This window comes from Actinoplanes ianthinogenes (assembly GCF_018324205.1).
In the GTDB taxonomy this organism is placed as follows: Bacteria; Actinomycetota; Actinomycetes; order Mycobacteriales; family Micromonosporaceae; genus Actinoplanes; species Actinoplanes ianthinogenes.
Genome location: NZ_AP023356.1, coordinates 2,205,284 through 2,222,511, shown reverse-complemented (window position 1 = coordinate 2,222,511; position 17,228 = coordinate 2,205,284). Strand labels below are relative to the sequence as shown.

Sequence of the window (17,228 nt, the reverse complement as noted above, 5' to 3'; positions counted from 1 at the left end):
GGGCGGAAGTCTGCAAGACGATCGCCCACCTTGTCTACTAAATCAGTTGAGATTGTCGAGTTTCTCGCGTCCTGGGATGCGCGAGCAGCAGGACCACGTCGCTTTCGGTCAGCGGGCGCGCGAAGTGATATCCCTGTGCGAATCGGTAACCGGCCTGATGCAGGCGTTCGGCCTGCTCAGCGGTCTCCACGCCCTCGGCGACGGCCTGGATCCGCAGGCCGCGGGTGATCCCGATCAGCCCGTCCACGATCACCGCCTGCGGGCTCGCCGTGGTCACCCCGTCGACGAACGACTTGTCCACCTTCAGCCAGCTGACCGGCGTGCCGACGAGCAGGCTCAGCGACGACTGGCCGGTGCCGAAGTCGTCCAGCGCGATCTGCAGGCCGAGCTCGTCGAGCCGGCGGACCGCCTCCAGCGCGGCGCCGGTGCCGAGCACCGCGGTCTCGGTCACCTCGATCACCAGCTTCGCGGGATCCAGGCCGGTGGTGACGAGCAGCTCGGCCACCTCGTCCGGGAAGCCCGGCTCGTTCAGCTGGCGGGCGGAGACGTTCACCGACACCTTGGCCGGCGCGGCCGGGCCGAACTCCTGCTGCCACGCGACGATCTGCCGCATCGCCTGGGTGAGCACCCAGCGGCCCACCTCGATGATCTGGCCGGTGTGCTCGGCCAGCGGGATGAAGTCGGCCGGCGAGACCAGTCCGTGCTCCGGGTGCCGCCAGCGGACCAGGGCCTCCAGCCCGGCGAGCCGGCCGGTGGGCAGCTCGACGATCGGCTGGTAGAGCAGGAACAGCTCGTCGCGGGTGATGGCCTGGCGCAGGTCGGCGCTGAGCCGCGCGTCGGTGTCCGCCCGCGCGTCCATGATCGGGTCGAACCAGGTCCAGCGGCCGCCGCCGGCGTTCTTGGCCGCGTACATCGCCACGTCGGCGCGGCGCAACAGCTCCTCGGCGGTGTCGCCGGGCGCGCTCAGGGTGACGCCGGCGCTGATCCGCGGCGCCATCTCCCGGCCGTCGAGCAGCACCGGCTGCTGCACCCCGGCCAGCAGCCCGCGCAGCAGGTCCTCGGTCGCGTCCGGGTCGGCGCCGGGCAGCAGCAGGGTGAACTCGTCGCCGCCGAGCCGGGCCACGGTGTCCTGCGGGCGCAAGCCCTGCCGCAGCCGGGTGCTGATCGTGCGCAGCAGGGCGTCGCCGGTCTCGTGCCCGTGCCGGTCGTTGACCACCTTGAAGTCGTCCAGGTCGAGCAGCACCACGACGAACGGTTCGCCACCGGCGAGCTGGGCGCCGAGGCGGGCGGAATACGCCGGCCGGTTGGTGATCCCGGTCAGCGGGTCGTGGGTGACCTGGTGATCCAGCTCCTTCTGGTACGCCCGCAGCTGCGACAGGCTGGCGTCGACGGTGTCCAGCAGCCGGGCGTTGTCCCGCAGCGTGCTGATCTGCCGGACCACCACGAGCACGGTCAGCGCGGTGGCGGCCAGCGCCATCACCGCGTGGCCGCCGCCGTCGGGCAGCTCGGCGGCGAGCACCGTGGCGTACAGCGCGGCGACCGCGACGTAGGGCAGGACGCTGAACCGGCGCGACCGGGCCGAGCGCCCGGCCACCGGTGCGTTCCGCCGGCGCCACTGGCGCCGGGCCGCCAGCACGCCGGAGGTCTGCGACAGCGGGATGGCGAGCAGCGAGGTGCTCAGGTACGGCCGGTCGGCCAGCAGCGGCGCGATGCCCCCGGTGCTCGCGGCCAGCGCGACACCCGCCGAGAACAGGTGCAGCGAGCCGCGGTCCAGCCGCCCGGCGCCGGCGAAGGCCACCTTGAGGAAGGTGACCAGCGCCATCGTGGCGAACCCGATGATGCCGAGGACCGACGCCGGGGTGGCGGTCGGCGAGCTGCCGAGCTCGACCCGGCTCAGCCAGAAGTACCAGGCCAGCACCCCGCCGGTGACCAGCACGATGGCGGTGTCCAGGCCGAACCGCAGCCAGTCGGTGGCGGACCGCTGCCAGGCCGGCAGCCGCAGCAGCGCCCCGAGCAGGATGATCAGCACCACGCCGAAGATGCCCTGGGTGCGGGTGCTGAGCGCCTGGGACGGCGCCGGCCCGCCGAGCGCGTCGTCCATGCTGCTGAGCGTGCCGAGGACCAGAAGTGCCCCGGACACCCCGAACCAGCCCCAGAACGTGCGGTTGTCCCGGTCCAGCTCCGGGGCGCGGGCCAGCCGCCAGCACTCGTGGGTGAAGATCGCCGGGAGGATCGGGAGCGGGAGCCAGCCGATGATCGGGTGCGACCAGACGTGTCCGAGTCCGATCAGGAACCAGGCCAGTGCGAACGCGAACAGGCCGACGGCCACCGCGGAGGGGCCGTCGATCCGGCGCGGCACACGGGTCGGAAAGGGCACGGCACTTTCATCGGACGCGGGGCTGAGCGATGAAGAGAAAGCCTTGTTGCTTCAGGCACGGTCCCGGCCGACCGATCAGAGACCCCGTGGACGAACCGTTGCTGGAGATGCTGCGTGACGACCTGACCCGTCGGGTGAGCTCGGTCACCGCCACCATGACCGACACGCTGCGGCTGCTTGCCATGGCTCGTGAGCTGGCCGGCGACCGGCCCGGCGGGGACGCGCTGGGCGCCGCGATCGCCGAGCTCACCGCGGCCCGGGACGGCCTCATGAGCCGTCCGTGAACGACTCCCAGTCGAGGCCGAGCTTGCGCAGCCGGCGCAGCAGGCCGGGGTGGCGGACGCCGACGTACATCTCGTACCAGTCGGCGTCGTCCTCGCCGATCACCACCACGATGCTCGGCCCGGCGTAGCAGCGGGTGAACAGCGACGGCCAGCGCATCGGCCGCAGCGGCACCCGGCGCAGCGGGGCGATCACCCGCCGGGCCTGCGGCGTGTCGACGAACGCCATCCCGCCCAGCGGGCCGTCCATCGCGGCCCGGGCCAGCGTGGACTGCAGCAGGTAGCCGCCGAGCCGCTCCCGCTCCGGGAGCAGCCGGTCGCTGAGCCCGTCGTAATAGACCCGCGGGTCGTCGTCCTCGGGGTCCATCAGCAGGGTGAAGACCCCGTCGCCCTCCTGACCGAAGGTGAGCAGGTCGTCGGGGCGTCCGGGGAGGGCCTCGGGGTAGATCTGGCAGGACAAACCGTACACTTCGGGACGTCCGGCGGCGGCCCGGTGGAAGGCGCGCAGCGCGGCCGGTCCGGCCGCGTGCCGGGCCGTCTCGACCGGCTCGATCTCGGCGTGCCGGGCCGTCTCGACCGGCTCGATCTCGGCGTGCCGGGCCGTCTCGTGCGGCTCGATCTCGGCGTGCCGGGCCGTCTCGTCCGGCTCGATCTCGGCGTACCAGCCGGCGATGAACCGCTCCATCGCCCCGATCGGGTCGTGCCCGGCCAGGTCCAGCCAGTCCAGCCCGGGAGTCACCTGGCCGAGCAGGTCGGGCGGGATCGGCGTCTCGAAGCTGAGCCGGATGTCGTGCAGCGCCCCGCGCCGGTAACTCAGCTCGGCGGCCTGCGCCACGCCGAGCGCCAGGCAACCCTCCGGCAGCCGGGCGAACGCGTGCACGGCCGGCCGCAGCACCCCCGCCAGCCGCTCCTCGACCAGCTCGGGGAACGGCTCAGACAGAACCATCGCCGTGCCGCTCTCCGACCGGCCGATCACCACCAGGGTGTCCGAGCCGACCGCGAAGGCGGCGTCCGCGCCGGTCAGCAGCGTCGCCCCCGGTCCGGCCAGGGCGAGCGCCTCCGGCTCGGCGACCACCGACCAGAGTTCGATCTCCACCGCCACACGGTAGACGCCCCGGCAAGCCCGGGAGCGCACAGTGACGCCGCGCACAGTGATGCAGCCCTCACGCCGCTCGGCGTGGACTTATCGTCCCGTTGGCCGCCCGTACACATCTCGCCGGTAAACCGGTGCCATGGGCGAAGTGCGCTGTGTGATCCACCGTTCTCCGGGCAAGGCCGCGTCGACCGTCTTCCTGCACCTGGCGGGCTGTTTCGACCGGAGGTCCGGCAACGAGCTGCGCCGGGAGCTGCGACAGGCCTTCGACCGGGCGCGCGGCGCCCGGATCGTCGTCGACGTGGCCGGAGTCGACCTGATCGGCAGCGAGTGCATCGAGGTGCTCCTGGTCGGTTACACCCGCGCGCTGCGCGGCGGCCACGGCTACGAGGTGGTCAACGCCGAGGGGCACGTCCAGCAGGCGCTGGAGGCGACCGGCCTGTGTCCGCGCCCCTTCGTCCCGGCCGTCGAGGCGGAGCTGGCCGCGCTCGGCTGACCGATACCGCACCTATAGCACCGACGGCCGGCCGCTCGCGTATATGTCGCTTTGAGTCCCGGGAGTCGGGATTTCACAGCGACCTAACCGCGAGAACAAAAAGTAAACGTACGATCGACGTCGGGTTACCAGAACAGCCCCTCCGGCTCGGTGCCGAGCCTACGATCGAGTCCGTCCGTGCTCGGTCGAGCGGGGCCACCGTGGCAATGGTGCGGGGGATTCGGAGGCTCTCCATGCACGATCAGGTGCTGACCTTGATGGACGACTGTCTCAACAAGATGTTGCTGCTGCGCGCCGACCTGGCCGCCGCGCGGTGTGTCGAGCTCGGTGAGCGACGGGCGATCGCGCTCGAGGCCATCGACGCCGCGGAGGTGTTCGCCGCGTCAGCCGCGCTCGCCATCGGCGAGTCGGCTCCCGCGCCGGGCGGGTTTCTCAGCCAAGCCGCCTGAGCGCGCTTGCCGGGGCGCACTCCCGCGCGTCCCGGCAAGCTACCGGCGAGTTAACTAACACCGTCTTCGATGAAGGCCCGTCGAACATCCGACTGATCCCATTCATGACAGTCTCTGTCTCTGCTAGAGAGAACGGCATGACTGTCCTCCCAGACGCGCCGGTCGACCGGCGTACCGTCCTGCTCGCCGGTTTGTCCGCCGGCGCCGGCGCGGTCGCCGTCGCCGCACTGCCCTCGGCCGCCACCGCGGCCGACGCCGTCTTCCAGCACGGGGTCGCCTCCGGCGATCCCCTTCCCGGCGGCATCCTGCTGTGGACCCGGGTCACTCCCACCCCCGAGTCGGCGCCGGCCTCCGGCCTCGGCCCGCGGGTCGACGTCACCTGGCAGATCGCCACCGACGCCGGCTTTGGCGCCGTCGTGGCGGCCGGCACGGTCAGCACCGGACCGGAGCGCGACCACACGGTCAAGGTGGACGTCGGCGGGCTGAGCCCGGCCACCACGTACTGGTACCGCTTCGGGCTGAACGGCGCCTGGTCGCCGACCGGCCGCACGATGACCGCCCCGGCCGCCACCGACGCCATCGCCCGGCTCCGGGCCGGCGTGGTGAGCTGCGCCAACTGGGAGGCCGGCTGGTTCGCGGCGTACCGGCACCTGGCCGAGCGCGGCGACCTCAACCTGGTGATCCACCTGGGCGACTACATCTACGAGTACGGCACCGGCGAGTTCGACGCCGGCGGCAAGGTGGTCCGCAAGACCGCCCCGGAGCACGAGACGCTGACGCTGGCCGATTACCGGATCCGGCACGCGCTCTACAAGACCGATCCTGATCTGAAGGCTCTGCACGCCTCGGTGCCGTGGATCATCACGTGGGACGACCACGAGGTGGCCAACGACATGTGGAGCGGGGGAGCGGAGAACCACACGCCGGGCACCGAGGGCGACTTCGCGGCACGGGTCGCGGCGTCCCGGCAGGCGTACGCCGAGTGGATGCCGGTGCGGCTGGCCGCCGACGGGCACATCTACCGCCGGCTGCGGTACGGCGACCTGTTCGAGCTCTCCATGCTGGACCTGCGGACGTATCGCTCGCAGCAGGTGAGCGGCACCGGCGTCGACGACGAGGACCGGACGATCGCGGGCGCGGACCAGCTGTCCTGGCTCACCGACGGCCTGGTCGGCTCGACCGCGCTCTGGAAGCTCGTCGGCAACCCGGTGATGATCTCCCGGCTGGACGTGCTGACCCTGCCGGCCTGGCTGCTCGGCCCGCTCGGCAAGCTGATCGGCGTCCCGCAGAACGGCGTGGTGCTCAACGCCGACCAGTGGGACGGCTACAACGCCGACCGCGAGCGCCTGGTCGACACGCTGCGCGCGCACCGGACCAGGGACGTCGTCTTCCTCACCGGTGACATCCACACGAGCTGGGCCAACGAGCTGACCACCAGGGACACCGGCATCGCCGACCCGGCCGCCGCCGAGTTCGTCGTCCCGTCGGTGACCAGCGACAACATCAACGACTTCCTGGGCACGTCGGCCGGCGGCCCGCTCAGCCTGCTGGCCGCGAGCCTGATCAAGGCGACCAATCCGCACGTGAAGTGGGTGGAGACCGACGGGCACGGCTACGGCGTGCTGGAGGTGACCCGGTCCCGCTGCCGGATGGACTGGTACCACCTGGCCGACCGCACCAAGAAGGACACCGCCGCCCGGTGGGTGCAGGGCTGGTCGGTCGGCCGCGGCTCGTCGAAGATCCGCAGGGAAAGATCGGCGCTCTAGGTCGTCGTTCCGGGATCCGGCCGCACCCCGGCCGGATCCCGGAGCACGAGCTAACAGCGCTCGGCCCGCACCGGGCTGGTCTCGTTCCAGATCGGCTGCGGCTCGAACGTCAGCGGCCCGTCGTCGGCCACCTCCGCGAGGTCGACGTCGGCCGCGTAGTCGAAGTTGGTCCGCAGGCGCACGAAGAGCGTGCCGCTCAACGCGCCGGGCGGCGTCTGCTCGGTGAAGTCCGGCGGCACGACGCCGACGACCACGGTGGGTGTCGCCCGCACCGGATCGGCCGCCCGGATCTCCCACAGCACCCCGGTGTCGCCGGCGATCCGCAGATACGACAGGTAGCTGTCCGCGCCGCACTGGCCCCCGATGTCGAGCGTCAGCCGCCCGTCGCTCATCCGCGCGGTCAGCCACCGCTCGTCGCCGAGAGCCCAGTCCCTCAGTTGACAGCCGCCGATGACCACCAGAAGCGCGAGCAGCAGCGCCACCGCGGTCCCCGAGCGATTCGACACCTGTCCATAGTGGCCTGCCGCGACGGCGTGCGGGTCCGCCGAACGTGCACGGCGGGCCCGCGAAACGGGCCCGCCGTGGGTGGGGTCCCGGCTAGCCGACCGTGTACGCGCGGACGATCGTCACCTGCGCGTACGCGCCCTTCGTGGTGGTGATCCGGCTGCGCAGGGTGACCGCCCCGCTCGCCGGGTTGGCGACCGTCGCCTGCCAGGTGCCACCGGTCCTCCGCACCGGCATCGACCGCCACGTCCGGCCGCCGTCGTAGGACGCCTGCAAGGTGACCGTTTTCGCGGTGACCTTGCCCAGCACCAGGTCCGGGTCCCAGGTCTGCCGGTCCGGGCGGATCTGCACGACCGTGGTCCCGGAGGCCCGGCCCTGGTTGCGCAGGGTCAGCCCGGCCGGCACCAGGCGGGGCAGGATCACGTCCGCCACCCTGGGCTTCGCCTTCGGGTCCAGTTTCATCCGGAAGACCGCCTGGGTCGTGGGGGAGAGCAGGTCGGCGGGGTAGATCAGGCCGGGCCGGTAGCGCTGGGCGTCGACCTGGAGCGTGTACCACCCCTTGGTTTTGATCTTCGCGTAGAAGCCCGAGTCGTGGTCGCCCCAGGTCTGCCGGGTCTGTTTCTTGACCACCCGGTGCTTGCTGTCGTACAGCGTGACCAGGGACTTCTGGCTGGCCTCGAACGCGGCCGGGTTGGCCGGCTCGGTGAACATGTGGTCCGCGCCGAACCGGAACCGGCTCGCCGTCATCTCCGGCAGCTGGATTCCGGGTCCCCAGGCAGCGGTGAAGAACGATCGGCTGTACGAGCGACCCGCCGCCAGTGTCAGGTTCCGGCTGTCGAAACCGATCGACGGCGACTCACCGCTGCGGGTCACCCCGGACCAGTCGGCGGTCAGCGTCCACTTGCCCGCCGTCGCGTGCACCCGCACCGAGCCGGGTGTCGTCTCCAACTGGGTCGCGATGCCGTAACCGGCGTGGCACCCGGTCCGTTCCTGGATCTCCACACGGACCCGGTCGCCGCCGGCCGGCCCGCGGCGGGCCCAGGCGGTGACGGTGGCCAGCGAGGCGGTCGTGAAGGTGCGGCGGACCCCGGCCGGGACGGTGCGCCGGGCCGGGGCGGACACCATCCACAAGTCACCACCGAAGCCGTTCTGCCAGGCCGCCGCGTACGCGAACCGCAGGTGCTTGGAGCTGTTGGGGATGACGAAGAGCTTGCCCGGGTGGTTCCACGCGGCGACGTTGATCGGCGCACTGTCCCCGGCGCAGATGGCCGCGCGGACGGTCCGCTCGTAGGTGTCCGCCGGCGGACGGTCGAGCCCGACCAGGACCGGCTTGCCCTTGCGGGCGTCGATGGTGGTGCTGGTCGCCCTGGTGCCGACCTTGACGATCGTGGCGCCCAGGGTGTCGGTGCCGAGGGAGTCGGTGCCGTCCTTCGGGTTCCACATGTCGGTGACGACGGCGTAGGTGCCCTTGTGCAGAGTCTTCGCCTTGAAGCTGGGCACCGTCCAGCTCTGGTTGGTGGCCAGGTCGATGATCTGCACCGAGGCGCGGAACACCTTGCCGGACCGGTCGTATGTCTTGACGGTGAGCTTGCCCGACGCGGCCGAGGCCGACCCGGTGGTGCTCAGCAAAGTCACCGGCAGCAGCGCGGCGATCGCGGCTGCCAGGAGGGGGATTCGTCGCAAAGTTGCCCCGATCGATGAACAAAGAGAGCGCGATGTTAACAGCGATCATGACCGCCGCGCGGTGCCTCGTTGTTCGATCGATGGGCGAAGGGACAGGGTCAGGTCTCATGATCGGTGGCGCGGGCCGCGCACAGGAACGCGCCGCCGACCGCGAAAGCCCCCAGCACCGACAGGGAGATCTGCTGCTCGTGGTCGAGCTGCCGGTCGTAGGTCGCCTCGGACACCACGGTGATCTTGTCGTGATCGTTCAGCACGTACTTCCCGTCGCGGACTTCCGGGTTCCCGTCCAGCTTGATGAAGGCCAGCACGATCGCCAGCCAGAATCCGAAGAACACCAGCCCGGCCATGATCGCCGCCCAGACCGGCACGTGCGGCGGCACCCAGGACGCCAGGCTCCACAGCCGCCGCGGTTGCTGGGTCCGGTAGGCACGCCGGTTCGCCAGGATCCCGGCCGCGAAGCCGGGCACCGTCAGCAACGCCGCGATGCCGACGGCGACCACCGCATTCACCGGCCGATGCCCGGCGGCGAGCGCCACCACCAGCGCGCCCGACCACAGCACCGCGCCACCGCACAGCACGCTGTACCCGAGCAGCCCCCGACGCGACATCATCACCGGAAACGCTAGTGCCCGCCCGGCCGGCCCGGGGACGTTTCAGCGCACCCGTACCGGCAGGTCGTAGGTGTCGCCCCGGACCATCGGGTGCACGCCCTCCCGGCAGCGCACCAGGTAGTCGCTCAGCGGCGACTTCATCACCCGGTAGTCGTCGTAGTGGATCGGCAGGGTCACCCGCGGCCGGATCAGCCGGGTCAGCGCGGCGCCCTGCCGGCCGTCCATGGTCACCAGCAGGCCCAGGATCCGGGTCCCGCCCAGATGCAGCAGCATGGCGTCGATCTCGCCGCAGCGTTGCCGGATCTCGCCGAGCCACGGCCGGTACAGGGTGTCGCCGGTGACGTAGAGCCGGATCATCGGCCCGCCGTCCCGCTCCCACTCGATCAGCGAGCCCATCACGTCCGGCAGCAGCCGGTCGACCAGGCCCGGCCCGTGCCGGCCGGGGAGTGCGGTGACCCGCAGCGTCTGCCCGGCCCGCCGCCACTCCTGCGCGTCCCAGGTGGGCAGGCCGCGGACGCCCGTCCAGTCCCGGCGCAGCCGGCGTCCGGCCTGCGGGGTGGTGAGGATCGGCAGGTCCCGCGGGATGCTCCGGCGGGCCGCCCGGTCGAAGTGGTCCCCGTGCAGGTGGGAGAGGAGGACGGCGTCCGGGGCGGGCAGATCCGCGTACGCCATGGCCGGGTCGGTCAGCCGCCGCGTCCACATGCCGTAACCGAGGTGGACGCGACTGCCGGCGTGCCCGAAAGCGGGGTCGGTGAGCAGCGTGAAGTCGCCGAGCCGGAGCAGCGTCGTGGCGTTGCCGATGAAGGTGACGGTGGCCTGCGGTGTCATCTCGCGCGACTACCCGTGCACGGGGACGCGAAACTCTGCTAGCCTGGCTGATTGTCGCATCTAAACGTGCGACGAGCCGGAAGAGCCACCATCAGATTACCTCCGGAGGCATCGCGTGTCAAGCCTGTCAAGTCTCGACGAGGAACAATCCCACCTGAGCGTGATCTACGGCCGCCTCGACGAGCTGCGGGCGCAGGCCCGGGACCGGCTCGCCGAGACCCAGCGCAGCCGCGGCGGCACCAAGGAGTCCCTCTCCATGCGGGACGCCGCCGCCTACGGATACGCCGAGCGCCTGGCCCAGTACGAAGCCGTCGAACAGGGCCTCTGCTTCGGCCGGCTGGACCTGCGCGACGGCGACCGCCTGCACATCGGCCGGATCGGCATCCACGACACCGACCACCCGCTGCTCGTGGACTGGCGTGCCCCGGCCGCCCGCCCGTTCTACGTGGCCACCGCCATCACCCCGTACGACGTGACCCTGCGCCGGCACATCCGCACCCGGGACCGGACGGTCGTCGAGCTGAACGACGAGATCCTCGACCTGGACGCGGCCGGCGACCGCAACCTGGTCGGCGAGGCGGCCCTGATCACCGCCCTGGACGCGAAGCGCACCGGGCGGATGCGCGACATCGTCGAGACCATTCAGGCCGAGCAGGACCGGGTGATCCGCGCCGAGCCGGGTGGCGTCCTGGTCGTCCAGGGTGGCCCGGGCACCGGCAAGACCGCGGTCGCGCTGCACCGTGCCGCCTATCTGCTCTACACGTACCGGGAGCAGCTGTCCGCCCGGGGCGTCCTGATCGTCGGCCCGAACGCCACGTTCCTGCGCTACATCTCCCAGGTTCTGCCCTCGCTGGCGGAGACCGGCGTGCTGCTCGCCACCATGGGCGACCTCTTTCCCGGGGTGACCGCGCATCACCCGGAGAGCCCGGCCGTCGCCGAGGTGAAGGGCCGCGCCGCGATGGTCGGCGTCCTCGCCGAGGCGGTCCGGGCCCGGCAGCGGGTCCCCGCCGAGCCGATGGAGATCGAGGTCGACGGGCACGTGCTGCGCCTGACCGCGGCCGACTGCGAACCGGCCCGGCAGCGCGCCCGGGCCTCCGGGCTGCGCCACAACCTGGCCCGCCCGATCTTCGTGACCGGGGTCCTCGACGTGCTCGCCGCCCAGGTCGCCGACCGGATCGGCGACGACCCGTTCTGGGACGATCCGCTCGGCGCGGACGACGCGCTCGCCTCGCCGAACGTGCTCGACGACGCCGACCGGGCCGACATCCGCGCCGATCTCGCCGGGAACCCGCGGGTGCGGGCCGCGATCGACGCGCTGTGGCCGGTGCTCACGCCGGCCGGGCTGCTGACCGATTTCTACGCGACCAGCGACGAGGGGTCACTGCTGTACCGGCCGCCCGGCGCCGGCTGGACGCCCGCCGACGTCCCGCTGCTCGACGAGGCCGCCGAGCTTCTCGGCGACGACGACCGGGCGGCCCGCGCCGCGGCCGCCCGGGACCTGGCGACGCGGCTCTCCTACGCCCAGGGCGTCCTGGACATCACGGCGGGTTCCAAGTCGTACGAGCTGGAGGACGACGACGAGGCGGCGATCCCGAACATCGCCGACATCATGCAGGCGGACATGCTCGCCGAACGTCTGAGCGACCGGGAGCACCGGACCGCCGCCGAGCGGGCCGCCGCCGACCGGGACTGGGTTTTCGGGCACGTGATCGTCGACGAGGCGCAGGAACTCTCGCCGATGGCGTGGCGGCTGCTGATGCGCCGCTGCCCGAGCCGGTCCATGACAGTGGTCGGTGACCTCGCGCAGACCGGCAGCCTGGGCGCGCCCGCCGGCTGGGCGGACGTGCTGGCGCCGTACGTCGCGGACCGGTGGCGGCTGGCCGAGCTCACGGTCAGCTACCGCACCCCGGCCGAGATCATGGATTACACCCGGGATCGGCTCGCCACGGCCGACCCGGCCATCGTCCCGCCCCGGCCGGTCCGGTCCACCGGGGTGCCACCCTGGGAGGCGAGCGGTCCGCTGTCCGACCTGGTGGCGCGGGTCGCGTACGAAATCGGCGCGGCCGGAACCGGACGCCTCGCCGTGATCGTGCCCGCGGACCTCCTGCCCACCGTGGCCGCCGCCCTGCCGCAACTGACCAGCGGCCCGGCGCCGGACCTGGAGGAACCCGCCGTCCTGCTGACCGTCGCCCAGGCCAAGGGCCTGGAGTTCGACACCGTCGTGGTCGTCGACCCGGACCGCATCCTGGCCGACTCCCCGCGCGGCGCCAACGACCTTTACGTCGCCCTCACCCGCCCCACCCAGCGCCTCGGCGTCTTCAGCCTCCACCCTTGACGCCTGCGCCGGCCGGTCAGGCCGGCGCGGGACGCTTCTTCGGCGTGTGCCGGCGATAGGCGCTCACCGTCGGATCGCCGGCCAGCCAGAACCGCCACGGCACGTCGTGCGCGGCGGTGACCCCGACCCGCGGCCCCGCCTCGATCATCCCCACGGTGCTCTCCGGCGGGGTCAGCGTCGCCGGCCCGGTCCCGTCCACCACCGACGTGTCGTTGGCGCTCCGGTTTAGGTCCAGGACCTGCATCAACTTGGCCGGGCCGGCCGCCAGGCCGACGTCCTCGCGGGCCGCGGGGCGGCGGGACCGGGCGATCTCCAGCCCGTCCACGACCTCCCCGGCCCGCAGCAGGACCGCCGCCGCGCGCCCCTGTTCGCCGCAGACGATGTTGGCGCAGAAGTGCATCCCGTAGATCTGATAGACGTACAGCCGCCCGGCCGGTCCGAACATCACCGCGTTGCGGTGTGTCACCCCGCGATGGGCGTGGCTGGCCGGATCCTCGCCGAGCCCGCTGTAGGCCTCGACCTCGGTGAGCCGCACGGTCACCCCGTTCGCCGTGAGCCGCCACCCGAGCAGCTCCCGCGCCGCCACGTCCACCGCCTCGGCCGGCAGCTCCATCCACCCGAACGTCACGTACCCACCCAACCACAGCCCTTACGTCGATCAAAAACCGACAAAGCCACCCCATTTTCGGTACGCCCAGAGAACCGCGCCCGAGCGAGCCCGCCCGACACCCGCCCGCCCAGCACCCGCCCGCCCGACACCGGCCCGCCCAGCATCCGCCTGCCCAGCATCCGCCCGCCCAGCACCCGCCCGCCCGACACCCGCCTGCCCAGCATCGTCCCGCCCAGCCGGCCGGCACCGGCGCGCGTGCCGGTTGATCAGTCGGCTGCGGCCGGGCTCGATCGGGTGGCGCCGCACGGGTCGTCGGGGTCGACCGCCCGCATGATCCGCCGCCCGATGTCTCGCAACTGCCGGGTCTGCGCCTTGGTCAGCTGGTCGAAGACCAGGCCGCGAACCTCCGCGACGTGCCCCGGCGCGGTCGCCACCACCTTGTCCCAGCCCTCGTCGGTGAGCAGGGCCAGCGTGTAGCGCCCGTCGGCAGGATCCGGTGTGCGGCGGACCCACCCCTTTTTCTCCAGGCGGCCGACCGCCTGGGACAGCCGGGCGAGGGAGCCCTCGGCGAGCACCGCGAGAGTGCTCATCCGCAGCGTCCGATCGGGTGCCTCGGAGAGTCCGGCGAGAATCCCATATTCAAAATGGCTGAGGCCGGCGTCGCGCTGCAACTGGGCGTCGAGCGCGGACGGGAGCCGCATGAAGAGGCTCATCAGGGCCAGCCAGGCTTCGCGTTCCTCGCTGCTCAGCCACTGCGGCTCGGAGGTCTCCATGCCCCGAGCATAGCTCAATCGTTTAACCCTCAATTGCTTGCATGTTTAAGTCATTGGGTCTAGCTTTCGCTCAACTGTTGAAGTGAAACGAGGGATCATGAACGTCGTTCTGTGGATCATCGCGGGCCTGCTCGCCGCCGCTTTCCTGGCCGCCGGTGCGATGAAGGTGCTCCAGCCCCGGGAGAAGCTGATCGCGTCCGGGATGGGCTGGGCCGCCGACTTCGGCGACGGCCAGGTCAAGCTGATCGGCGTGCTGGAGATCCTCGGCGCGATCGGCCTGATCCTCCCGGCGGCGCTGGACATCGCCCCGGTGCTGGTCCCGCTGGCCGCGCTCGGCCTGGTGATCATCATGATCGGCGCGATCGTGGTGCACGCCCGCCGCAAGGAGACCCAGGCGCTGCTGCCCAGTGCGGTCCTGCTGGTGCTGGCCGCGGTGGTGGCCTGGGGCCGCTTCGGTCCCTGGTCCTTCTGATCGTTACCGGACCGCTTCGTCACCGGGAGCGCGCTCCCGGTGACGTACGTGTTACCGGTCGGTATAGTTCGCCGCCTTGGGGATGGGGAGCGAACTGATGGCGCAGGCAGGGGAGCCGCGGGGCAACGAGGAGGAAGCCGCCGCGACCACATCGGAGACGGCCGCGGAGCCGGCTCCGGCGGCGGCGGGGGAGATCAGTCCGGAGGTGATCGAGCTGCTCCGGGCCGCCACCGCGAAACGGGATCGCCCGGAGCCGTCCGCCGACAACTCCGTGACCCGGGTTCTTCCTACGGTGACGAGCAAGGCCGCGAAGCCGGAATCCGGCGCGCGGGGAGCCGAGCCGGAATCGGCCGGCCCGAGCCCGGCGGAGAAGAAGCCGGAATCCGGTCCGAAGGACGTCGGGCGAGAAGCGGCCGAGACCGGACCGGCGGAGGAGGCGCCCACCGGCGCGAACCCCGTCGCGGCCGCGCCCGCGGTGAAGCCCGCGGCGCCCGGCGGCCTTGCCAAACCGGCTCCGGCCGCGGTGAAGCCCACCGCGCCCGCCGGGCCCGCGAAGTCGGCTCCGCCGGTGGCCGTTCGTTCCGGCGGGACCGCCGATGGGGCGCAGGCCGACGGCGGGCCGCGCTCCGGGCGTACCGAAAGAATGTGGGCATCCTGGTCGCGCCGGACCTGGGTGACCGGCGGCGGCATCGCGGCCGTCGTGCTGCTCCTGGGCGTCTGGGCCGTGAGCGGGAGCGGCGGCGTCGACCCCCTCCCCGGCGCCACGACCGAGGCCGTGGTCGCCCCGCTCGTCCCGCCCACCTCCGCCTCGCCGACGGGTAGCGTCGCCCCGCAGGCCGCGACCCGCCCGGCCCGCACCGCCGCGGACCTCGACCAGGTCTGCGGGAACACCTACTTCCCGGCGGCGCCGAAGTTCCGCGGCAAGGGCCCGCACCCGATCGTGATCAGCGTGCGGGACCGGCTCGACCTGGATCAGCGGTCCACCCGGACGCTGAACCGGTACGCCTACGGCTCGAAGCTCGCGCAGCGCACCTGGGCCCCGGCCGCGGCCAAGGCGGAGCTGGTCGCCTGCGTGGATCTGGTCGGCGGCGGCGCGAAGGTCAAGGACTGCCCCGGTGACGGCAAGACCAAGCTGCCGCTCCAGGTGGGCCGATACCGGCTGAGCCTGTACGAGGCGGCGACCCGCCGCAAGATCGCCGAGGTCGCGCTGGAGGGCGCCGAGAAGGCCTGCCCCTGGGTGGTGATGACGGGCGCCGACGCCACCCTTTACACCACGATCGGGGACGACCAGCTGTACCGCGTGCTGCGGCCGCGGGTGGTTCAGGGCGCCGCCGGGTCGGCCCAGCCCAAGAAGCGGTCGTAGAGGTCGGCGGGTGGGCCGCCGCTGCCTGCGGCCCAGTCGTCGATCGCCTCGATCATGCAGGAGCCGAGGTAGACCGCGAGGCCGTGCGGGAACTTCTGGTACTGCTCGCCGAGCTCGACCTTGGCGGTGGCGCACGGCCACGGCTGGCCGCAGACCCGGCAGTCCCACGTGGGGCGCTCACCGACGTGTTCGGTCCGCGGCACGAGCATGTGATCCTTACCTTCCGCTATCCGGCAGCTACACAATGGAGCCTCGCGTGCCTTAGGCTCGGACTCAAGCCACGCTCGCGAGAATCTCAGAAATGGATTCTCGCCGTCTCGATGCAGGCGTTCGGATCGTCTCGTTCGAGACATCCGGACGGCGTGGCGGGTGATCGACACGTCGCCAGGCGGGGCGGCGTGCAGCGGGAGGGGTTGGGCCGGCATGTCCGAGACGGGGTCGACGGTTCCGAGACGGCAGGTCGGGCGGCTGCTGCGACAGTTGCGTGAGCAGGCCGGCATCTCGCTGATGGCGGCGGCCCAGGAGCTGGAGTTCTCCCGCGCCCGGATGTACCGGATCGAGAACGGTGAGGTGCCGGTCCGCAAGCACGACGTGATCGCCATGTGCGGGGTGTACGGCGCGCCCGGCCACATGACCGAGGTGCTGATCGGCCTCGCGCAGGAGTCCAAGGCCAAGGGCTGGTGGCACGCGTACGGCGACGTCGTCCCCGCCTGGTTCGAGCTCTACGTCGGGATGGAGCAGGCCGCGTCCCGGCTGCGCCAGTTCGCCCCGAGCGTGATCCCCGGCCTGTTGCAGACCCGGGAGTACGCGGAGTTCGTCTTCGGCCGGTGGCACGGCGAGGACCCGGCAGCGGTGGAGAACGCGGTGGCCGTGCGGCTGGAGCGGCAGTCCCTGCTGCGCCGTGCCCGCCCGAAGCCGCCGCGGCTGGAAGTGATCATCGACGAGGGCGTGCTGCGCCGGACCATCAGCGACACCCTGGGCATGCAGAAGCAACTGGCCCACCTGGTGAACGTCTCCACCCGGCCGGACATCGGCGTCCGGGTGATCCCGTTCGGTGCCGGTCCGCACCAGGCGGCCAGTTCCGGACAGTTCACCATCCTGGAGTTCCCGGCCGTCGGGACGGCGTCGCCGGAGCCCACCACCATCTATTGCGAGAACCTCACCGGGGCGCTCTACCTCGATAAAATCGCCGAAGTCGAGACGTACGAGACGATCTGGGCCGCTTTGGAGGCGGTCGCGCTGAGTCAGTCCGATTCCGATGACCTCATCGGCAAGATCATCAAGGAGAGCGATGGCTGACCTGACCGGTGCCGTCTGGCACAAGAGCACCTGGAGCGGTGGCAACGGGGGCGACTGCGTCGAGGTGGCCACCAACCTTCCGGGCATCGTGGCGCTGCGGGACACCAAGGACCCGGCCGGCGCCACCCTGGTCTTCACCCGTGCGGAGTGGGACGCGTTCCTCGCCGGAGTGCGGGCCGGCGAATTCGATCTTGAAGTCGACTGAACTTTATGAGTCTGTGAGCCGTACCTTAAGGAATCCTTTTCTCCGCCGATCTCACCCGGCCGGTCGCGCATAGTCGTGGGGCG

18 protein-coding genes are annotated in these 17,228 nt (G+C 71.8%); 9 read left to right on the top strand and 9 right to left on the bottom strand.

The window, feature by feature from the left end; genetic code table 11:
• Positions 1–37 precede the first annotated feature (37 nt).
• Positions 38–2,377 (bottom strand): putative bifunctional diguanylate cyclase/phosphodiesterase, encoded by a 2,340-nt coding sequence (locus tag Aiant_RS10215; protein WP_189333444.1) that lies wholly within the window; start codon positions 2,375–2,377, stop codon positions 38–40.
• Positions 2,378–2,463: 86 nt separating this feature from the next.
• Between Aiant_RS10215 and Aiant_RS10210 the strand changes: the two genes are divergently transcribed.
• Positions 2,464–2,661 carry a hypothetical protein gene (locus Aiant_RS10210; RefSeq protein WP_189333445.1) on the top strand — a complete coding sequence of 66 codons (198 nt, stop codon included), beginning with the start codon at positions 2,464–2,466 and terminating at the stop codon, positions 2,659–2,661.
• Here Aiant_RS10210 and Aiant_RS10205 read toward each other — a convergent pair.
• Positions 2,645–3,754, bottom strand: a complete 1,110-nt coding sequence (locus Aiant_RS10205) for a hypothetical protein (RefSeq protein ID WP_229830728.1) — start codon at positions 3,752–3,754, stop codon at positions 2,645–2,647. The two genes, Aiant_RS10210 and Aiant_RS10205, sit on opposite strands and share 17 nt — an antisense overlap.
• Before the next feature lie 136 nt (positions 3,755–3,890).
• On the opposite strand from Aiant_RS10205, the gene Aiant_RS10200 reads away from it, so the two are divergent.
• The 3 genes from Aiant_RS10200 to Aiant_RS10190 all read left to right on the top strand — a co-directional run bounded on the left by Aiant_RS10200 (position 3,891) and on the right by Aiant_RS10190 (position 6,462).
• The gene (locus Aiant_RS10200) at positions 3,891–4,247 is read left to right on the top strand and encodes an STAS domain-containing protein (RefSeq protein WP_189333447.1); all 357 of its coding nucleotides are present in this window, start codon (positions 3,891–3,893) and stop codon (positions 4,245–4,247) included.
• 233 nt (positions 4,248–4,480) lie between these two features.
• Entirely contained in the window at positions 4,481–4,696 is a 216-nt protein-coding gene (locus Aiant_RS10195) for a hypothetical protein (protein WP_189333448.1), read from the top strand.
• 137 nt (positions 4,697–4,833) lie between these two features.
• Positions 4,834–6,462, top strand: a complete 1,629-nt coding sequence (locus Aiant_RS10190; protein ID WP_229830730.1) for an alkaline phosphatase D family protein — start codon at positions 4,834–4,836, stop codon at positions 6,460–6,462.
• A 50-nt stretch (positions 6,463–6,512) separates the two neighbouring features.
• On the opposite strand, the gene Aiant_RS10185 is transcribed toward Aiant_RS10190, so the two are convergent.
• The 4 genes from Aiant_RS10185 to Aiant_RS10170 form a co-directional block, all read right to left on the bottom strand.
• Positions 6,513–6,968 carry a hypothetical protein gene (locus tag Aiant_RS10185; protein ID WP_189333450.1) on the bottom strand — a complete coding sequence of 152 codons (456 nt, stop codon included), beginning with the start codon at positions 6,966–6,968 and terminating at the stop codon, positions 6,513–6,515.
• 91 nt (positions 6,969–7,059) lie between these two features.
• Complete coding sequence (locus Aiant_RS10180) at positions 7,060–8,649, bottom strand: hypothetical protein (protein ID WP_189333451.1); 1,590 nt, start codon at positions 8,647–8,649, stop codon at positions 7,060–7,062.
• Between the two features lie 98 nt (positions 8,650–8,747).
• Positions 8,748–9,260 (bottom strand): hypothetical protein, encoded by a 513-nt coding sequence (locus Aiant_RS10175; protein ID WP_189333452.1) that lies wholly within the window; start codon positions 9,258–9,260, stop codon positions 8,748–8,750.
• 42 nt (positions 9,261–9,302) lie between these two features.
• On the bottom strand, positions 9,303–10,088 hold the full coding sequence (locus Aiant_RS10170; RefSeq protein ID WP_189333453.1) for an MBL fold metallo-hydrolase: 786 nt from the start codon (positions 10,086–10,088) through the stop codon (positions 9,303–9,305).
• Between the two features lie 115 nt (positions 10,089–10,203).
• On the opposite strand from Aiant_RS10170, the gene Aiant_RS10165 reads away from it, so the two are divergent.
• Positions 10,204–12,423 (top strand): HelD family protein, encoded by a 2,220-nt coding sequence (locus tag Aiant_RS10165; protein ID WP_189333454.1) that lies wholly within the window; start codon positions 10,204–10,206, stop codon positions 12,421–12,423.
• A 16-nt stretch (positions 12,424–12,439) separates the two neighbouring features.
• Here Aiant_RS10165 and Aiant_RS10160 read toward each other — a convergent pair whose 3' ends face one another.
• Entirely contained in the window at positions 12,440–13,036 is a 597-nt protein-coding gene (locus Aiant_RS10160; protein WP_189333500.1) for a DNA-3-methyladenine glycosylase, read from the bottom strand.
• Between the two features lie 263 nt (positions 13,037–13,299).
• Positions 13,300–13,806 carry a MarR family winged helix-turn-helix transcriptional regulator gene (locus tag Aiant_RS10155; protein WP_189333455.1) on the bottom strand — a complete coding sequence of 169 codons (507 nt, stop codon included), beginning with the start codon at positions 13,804–13,806 and terminating at the stop codon, positions 13,300–13,302.
• 97 nt (positions 13,807–13,903) lie between these two features.
• Between Aiant_RS10155 and Aiant_RS10150 the strand changes: the two genes are divergently transcribed.
• Together Aiant_RS10150 and Aiant_RS10145 are read left to right on the top strand one after the other, a co-directional pair.
• Positions 13,904–14,278 (top strand): DoxX family protein, encoded by a 375-nt coding sequence (locus tag Aiant_RS10150; protein WP_189333456.1) that lies wholly within the window; start codon positions 13,904–13,906, stop codon positions 14,276–14,278.
• 97 nt (positions 14,279–14,375) lie between these two features.
• Complete coding sequence (locus Aiant_RS10145; protein WP_189333457.1) at positions 14,376–15,641, top strand: hypothetical protein; 1,266 nt, start codon at positions 14,376–14,378, stop codon at positions 15,639–15,641.
• Here the strand turns inward: Aiant_RS10145 and Aiant_RS10140 are convergent.
• Positions 15,599–15,850 (bottom strand): hypothetical protein, encoded by a 252-nt coding sequence (locus Aiant_RS10140; protein WP_189333458.1) that lies wholly within the window; start codon positions 15,848–15,850, stop codon positions 15,599–15,601. The genes Aiant_RS10145 and Aiant_RS10140 overlap by 43 nt on opposite strands.
• Before the next feature lie 214 nt (positions 15,851–16,064).
• On the opposite strand from Aiant_RS10140, the gene Aiant_RS10135 reads away from it, so the two are divergent.
• Positions 16,065–16,940: a helix-turn-helix domain-containing protein gene (locus Aiant_RS10135; RefSeq protein WP_189333459.1), complete on the top strand. Its 876-nt coding sequence runs from the start codon at positions 16,065–16,067 to the stop codon at positions 16,938–16,940.
• Positions 16,933–17,145: a DUF397 domain-containing protein gene (locus Aiant_RS10130; protein WP_189333460.1), complete on the top strand. Its 213-nt coding sequence runs from the start codon at positions 16,933–16,935 to the stop codon at positions 17,143–17,145. Before Aiant_RS10135 ends, Aiant_RS10130 begins: the two co-directional genes overlap by 8 nt.
• The last annotated feature ends 83 nt before the right edge of the window (positions 17,146–17,228 follow it).

What these genes read in the sequence shown, in the direction of transcription:
- Aiant_RS10200 (WP_189333447.1), top strand. Translation starts at nt 3,891, where the DNA reads ATGGGCGAAGTGCGCTGTGTGATCCACCGTTCTCCGGGCAAGGCCGCG.
- Aiant_RS10195 (WP_189333448.1), top strand. Translation starts at nt 4,481, where the DNA reads ATGCACGATCAGGTGCTGACCTTGATGGACGACTGTCTCAACAAGATG.
- Aiant_RS10190 (WP_229830730.1), top strand. Translation starts at nt 4,834, where the DNA reads ATGACTGTCCTCCCAGACGCGCCGGTCGACCGGCGTACCGTCCTGCTC.
- Aiant_RS10175 (WP_189333452.1), bottom strand. Translation starts at nt 9,260, where the DNA reads ATGATGTCGCGTCGGGGGCTGCTCGGGTACAGCGTGCTGTGCGGTGGC.
- Aiant_RS10170 (WP_189333453.1), bottom strand. Translation starts at nt 10,088, where the DNA reads ATGACACCGCAGGCCACCGTCACCTTCATCGGCAACGCCACGACGCTG.
- Aiant_RS10160 (WP_189333500.1), bottom strand. Translation starts at nt 13,036, where the DNA reads ATGGAGCTGCCGGCCGAGGCGGTGGACGTGGCGGCGCGGGAGCTGCTC.
- Aiant_RS10155 (WP_189333455.1), bottom strand. Translation starts at nt 13,806, where the DNA reads ATGGAGACCTCCGAGCCGCAGTGGCTGAGCAGCGAGGAACGCGAAGCC.
- Aiant_RS10150 (WP_189333456.1), top strand. Translation starts at nt 13,904, where the DNA reads ATGAACGTCGTTCTGTGGATCATCGCGGGCCTGCTCGCCGCCGCTTTC.
- Aiant_RS10145 (WP_189333457.1), top strand. Translation starts at nt 14,376, where the DNA reads ATGGCGCAGGCAGGGGAGCCGCGGGGCAACGAGGAGGAAGCCGCCGCG.
- Aiant_RS10140 (WP_189333458.1), bottom strand. Translation starts at nt 15,850, where the DNA reads ATGCTCGTGCCGCGGACCGAACACGTCGGTGAGCGCCCCACGTGGGAC.
- Aiant_RS10135 (WP_189333459.1), top strand. Translation starts at nt 16,065, where the DNA reads ATGTCCGAGACGGGGTCGACGGTTCCGAGACGGCAGGTCGGGCGGCTG.
- Aiant_RS10130 (WP_189333460.1), top strand. Translation starts at nt 16,933, where the DNA reads ATGGCTGACCTGACCGGTGCCGTCTGGCACAAGAGCACCTGGAGCGGT.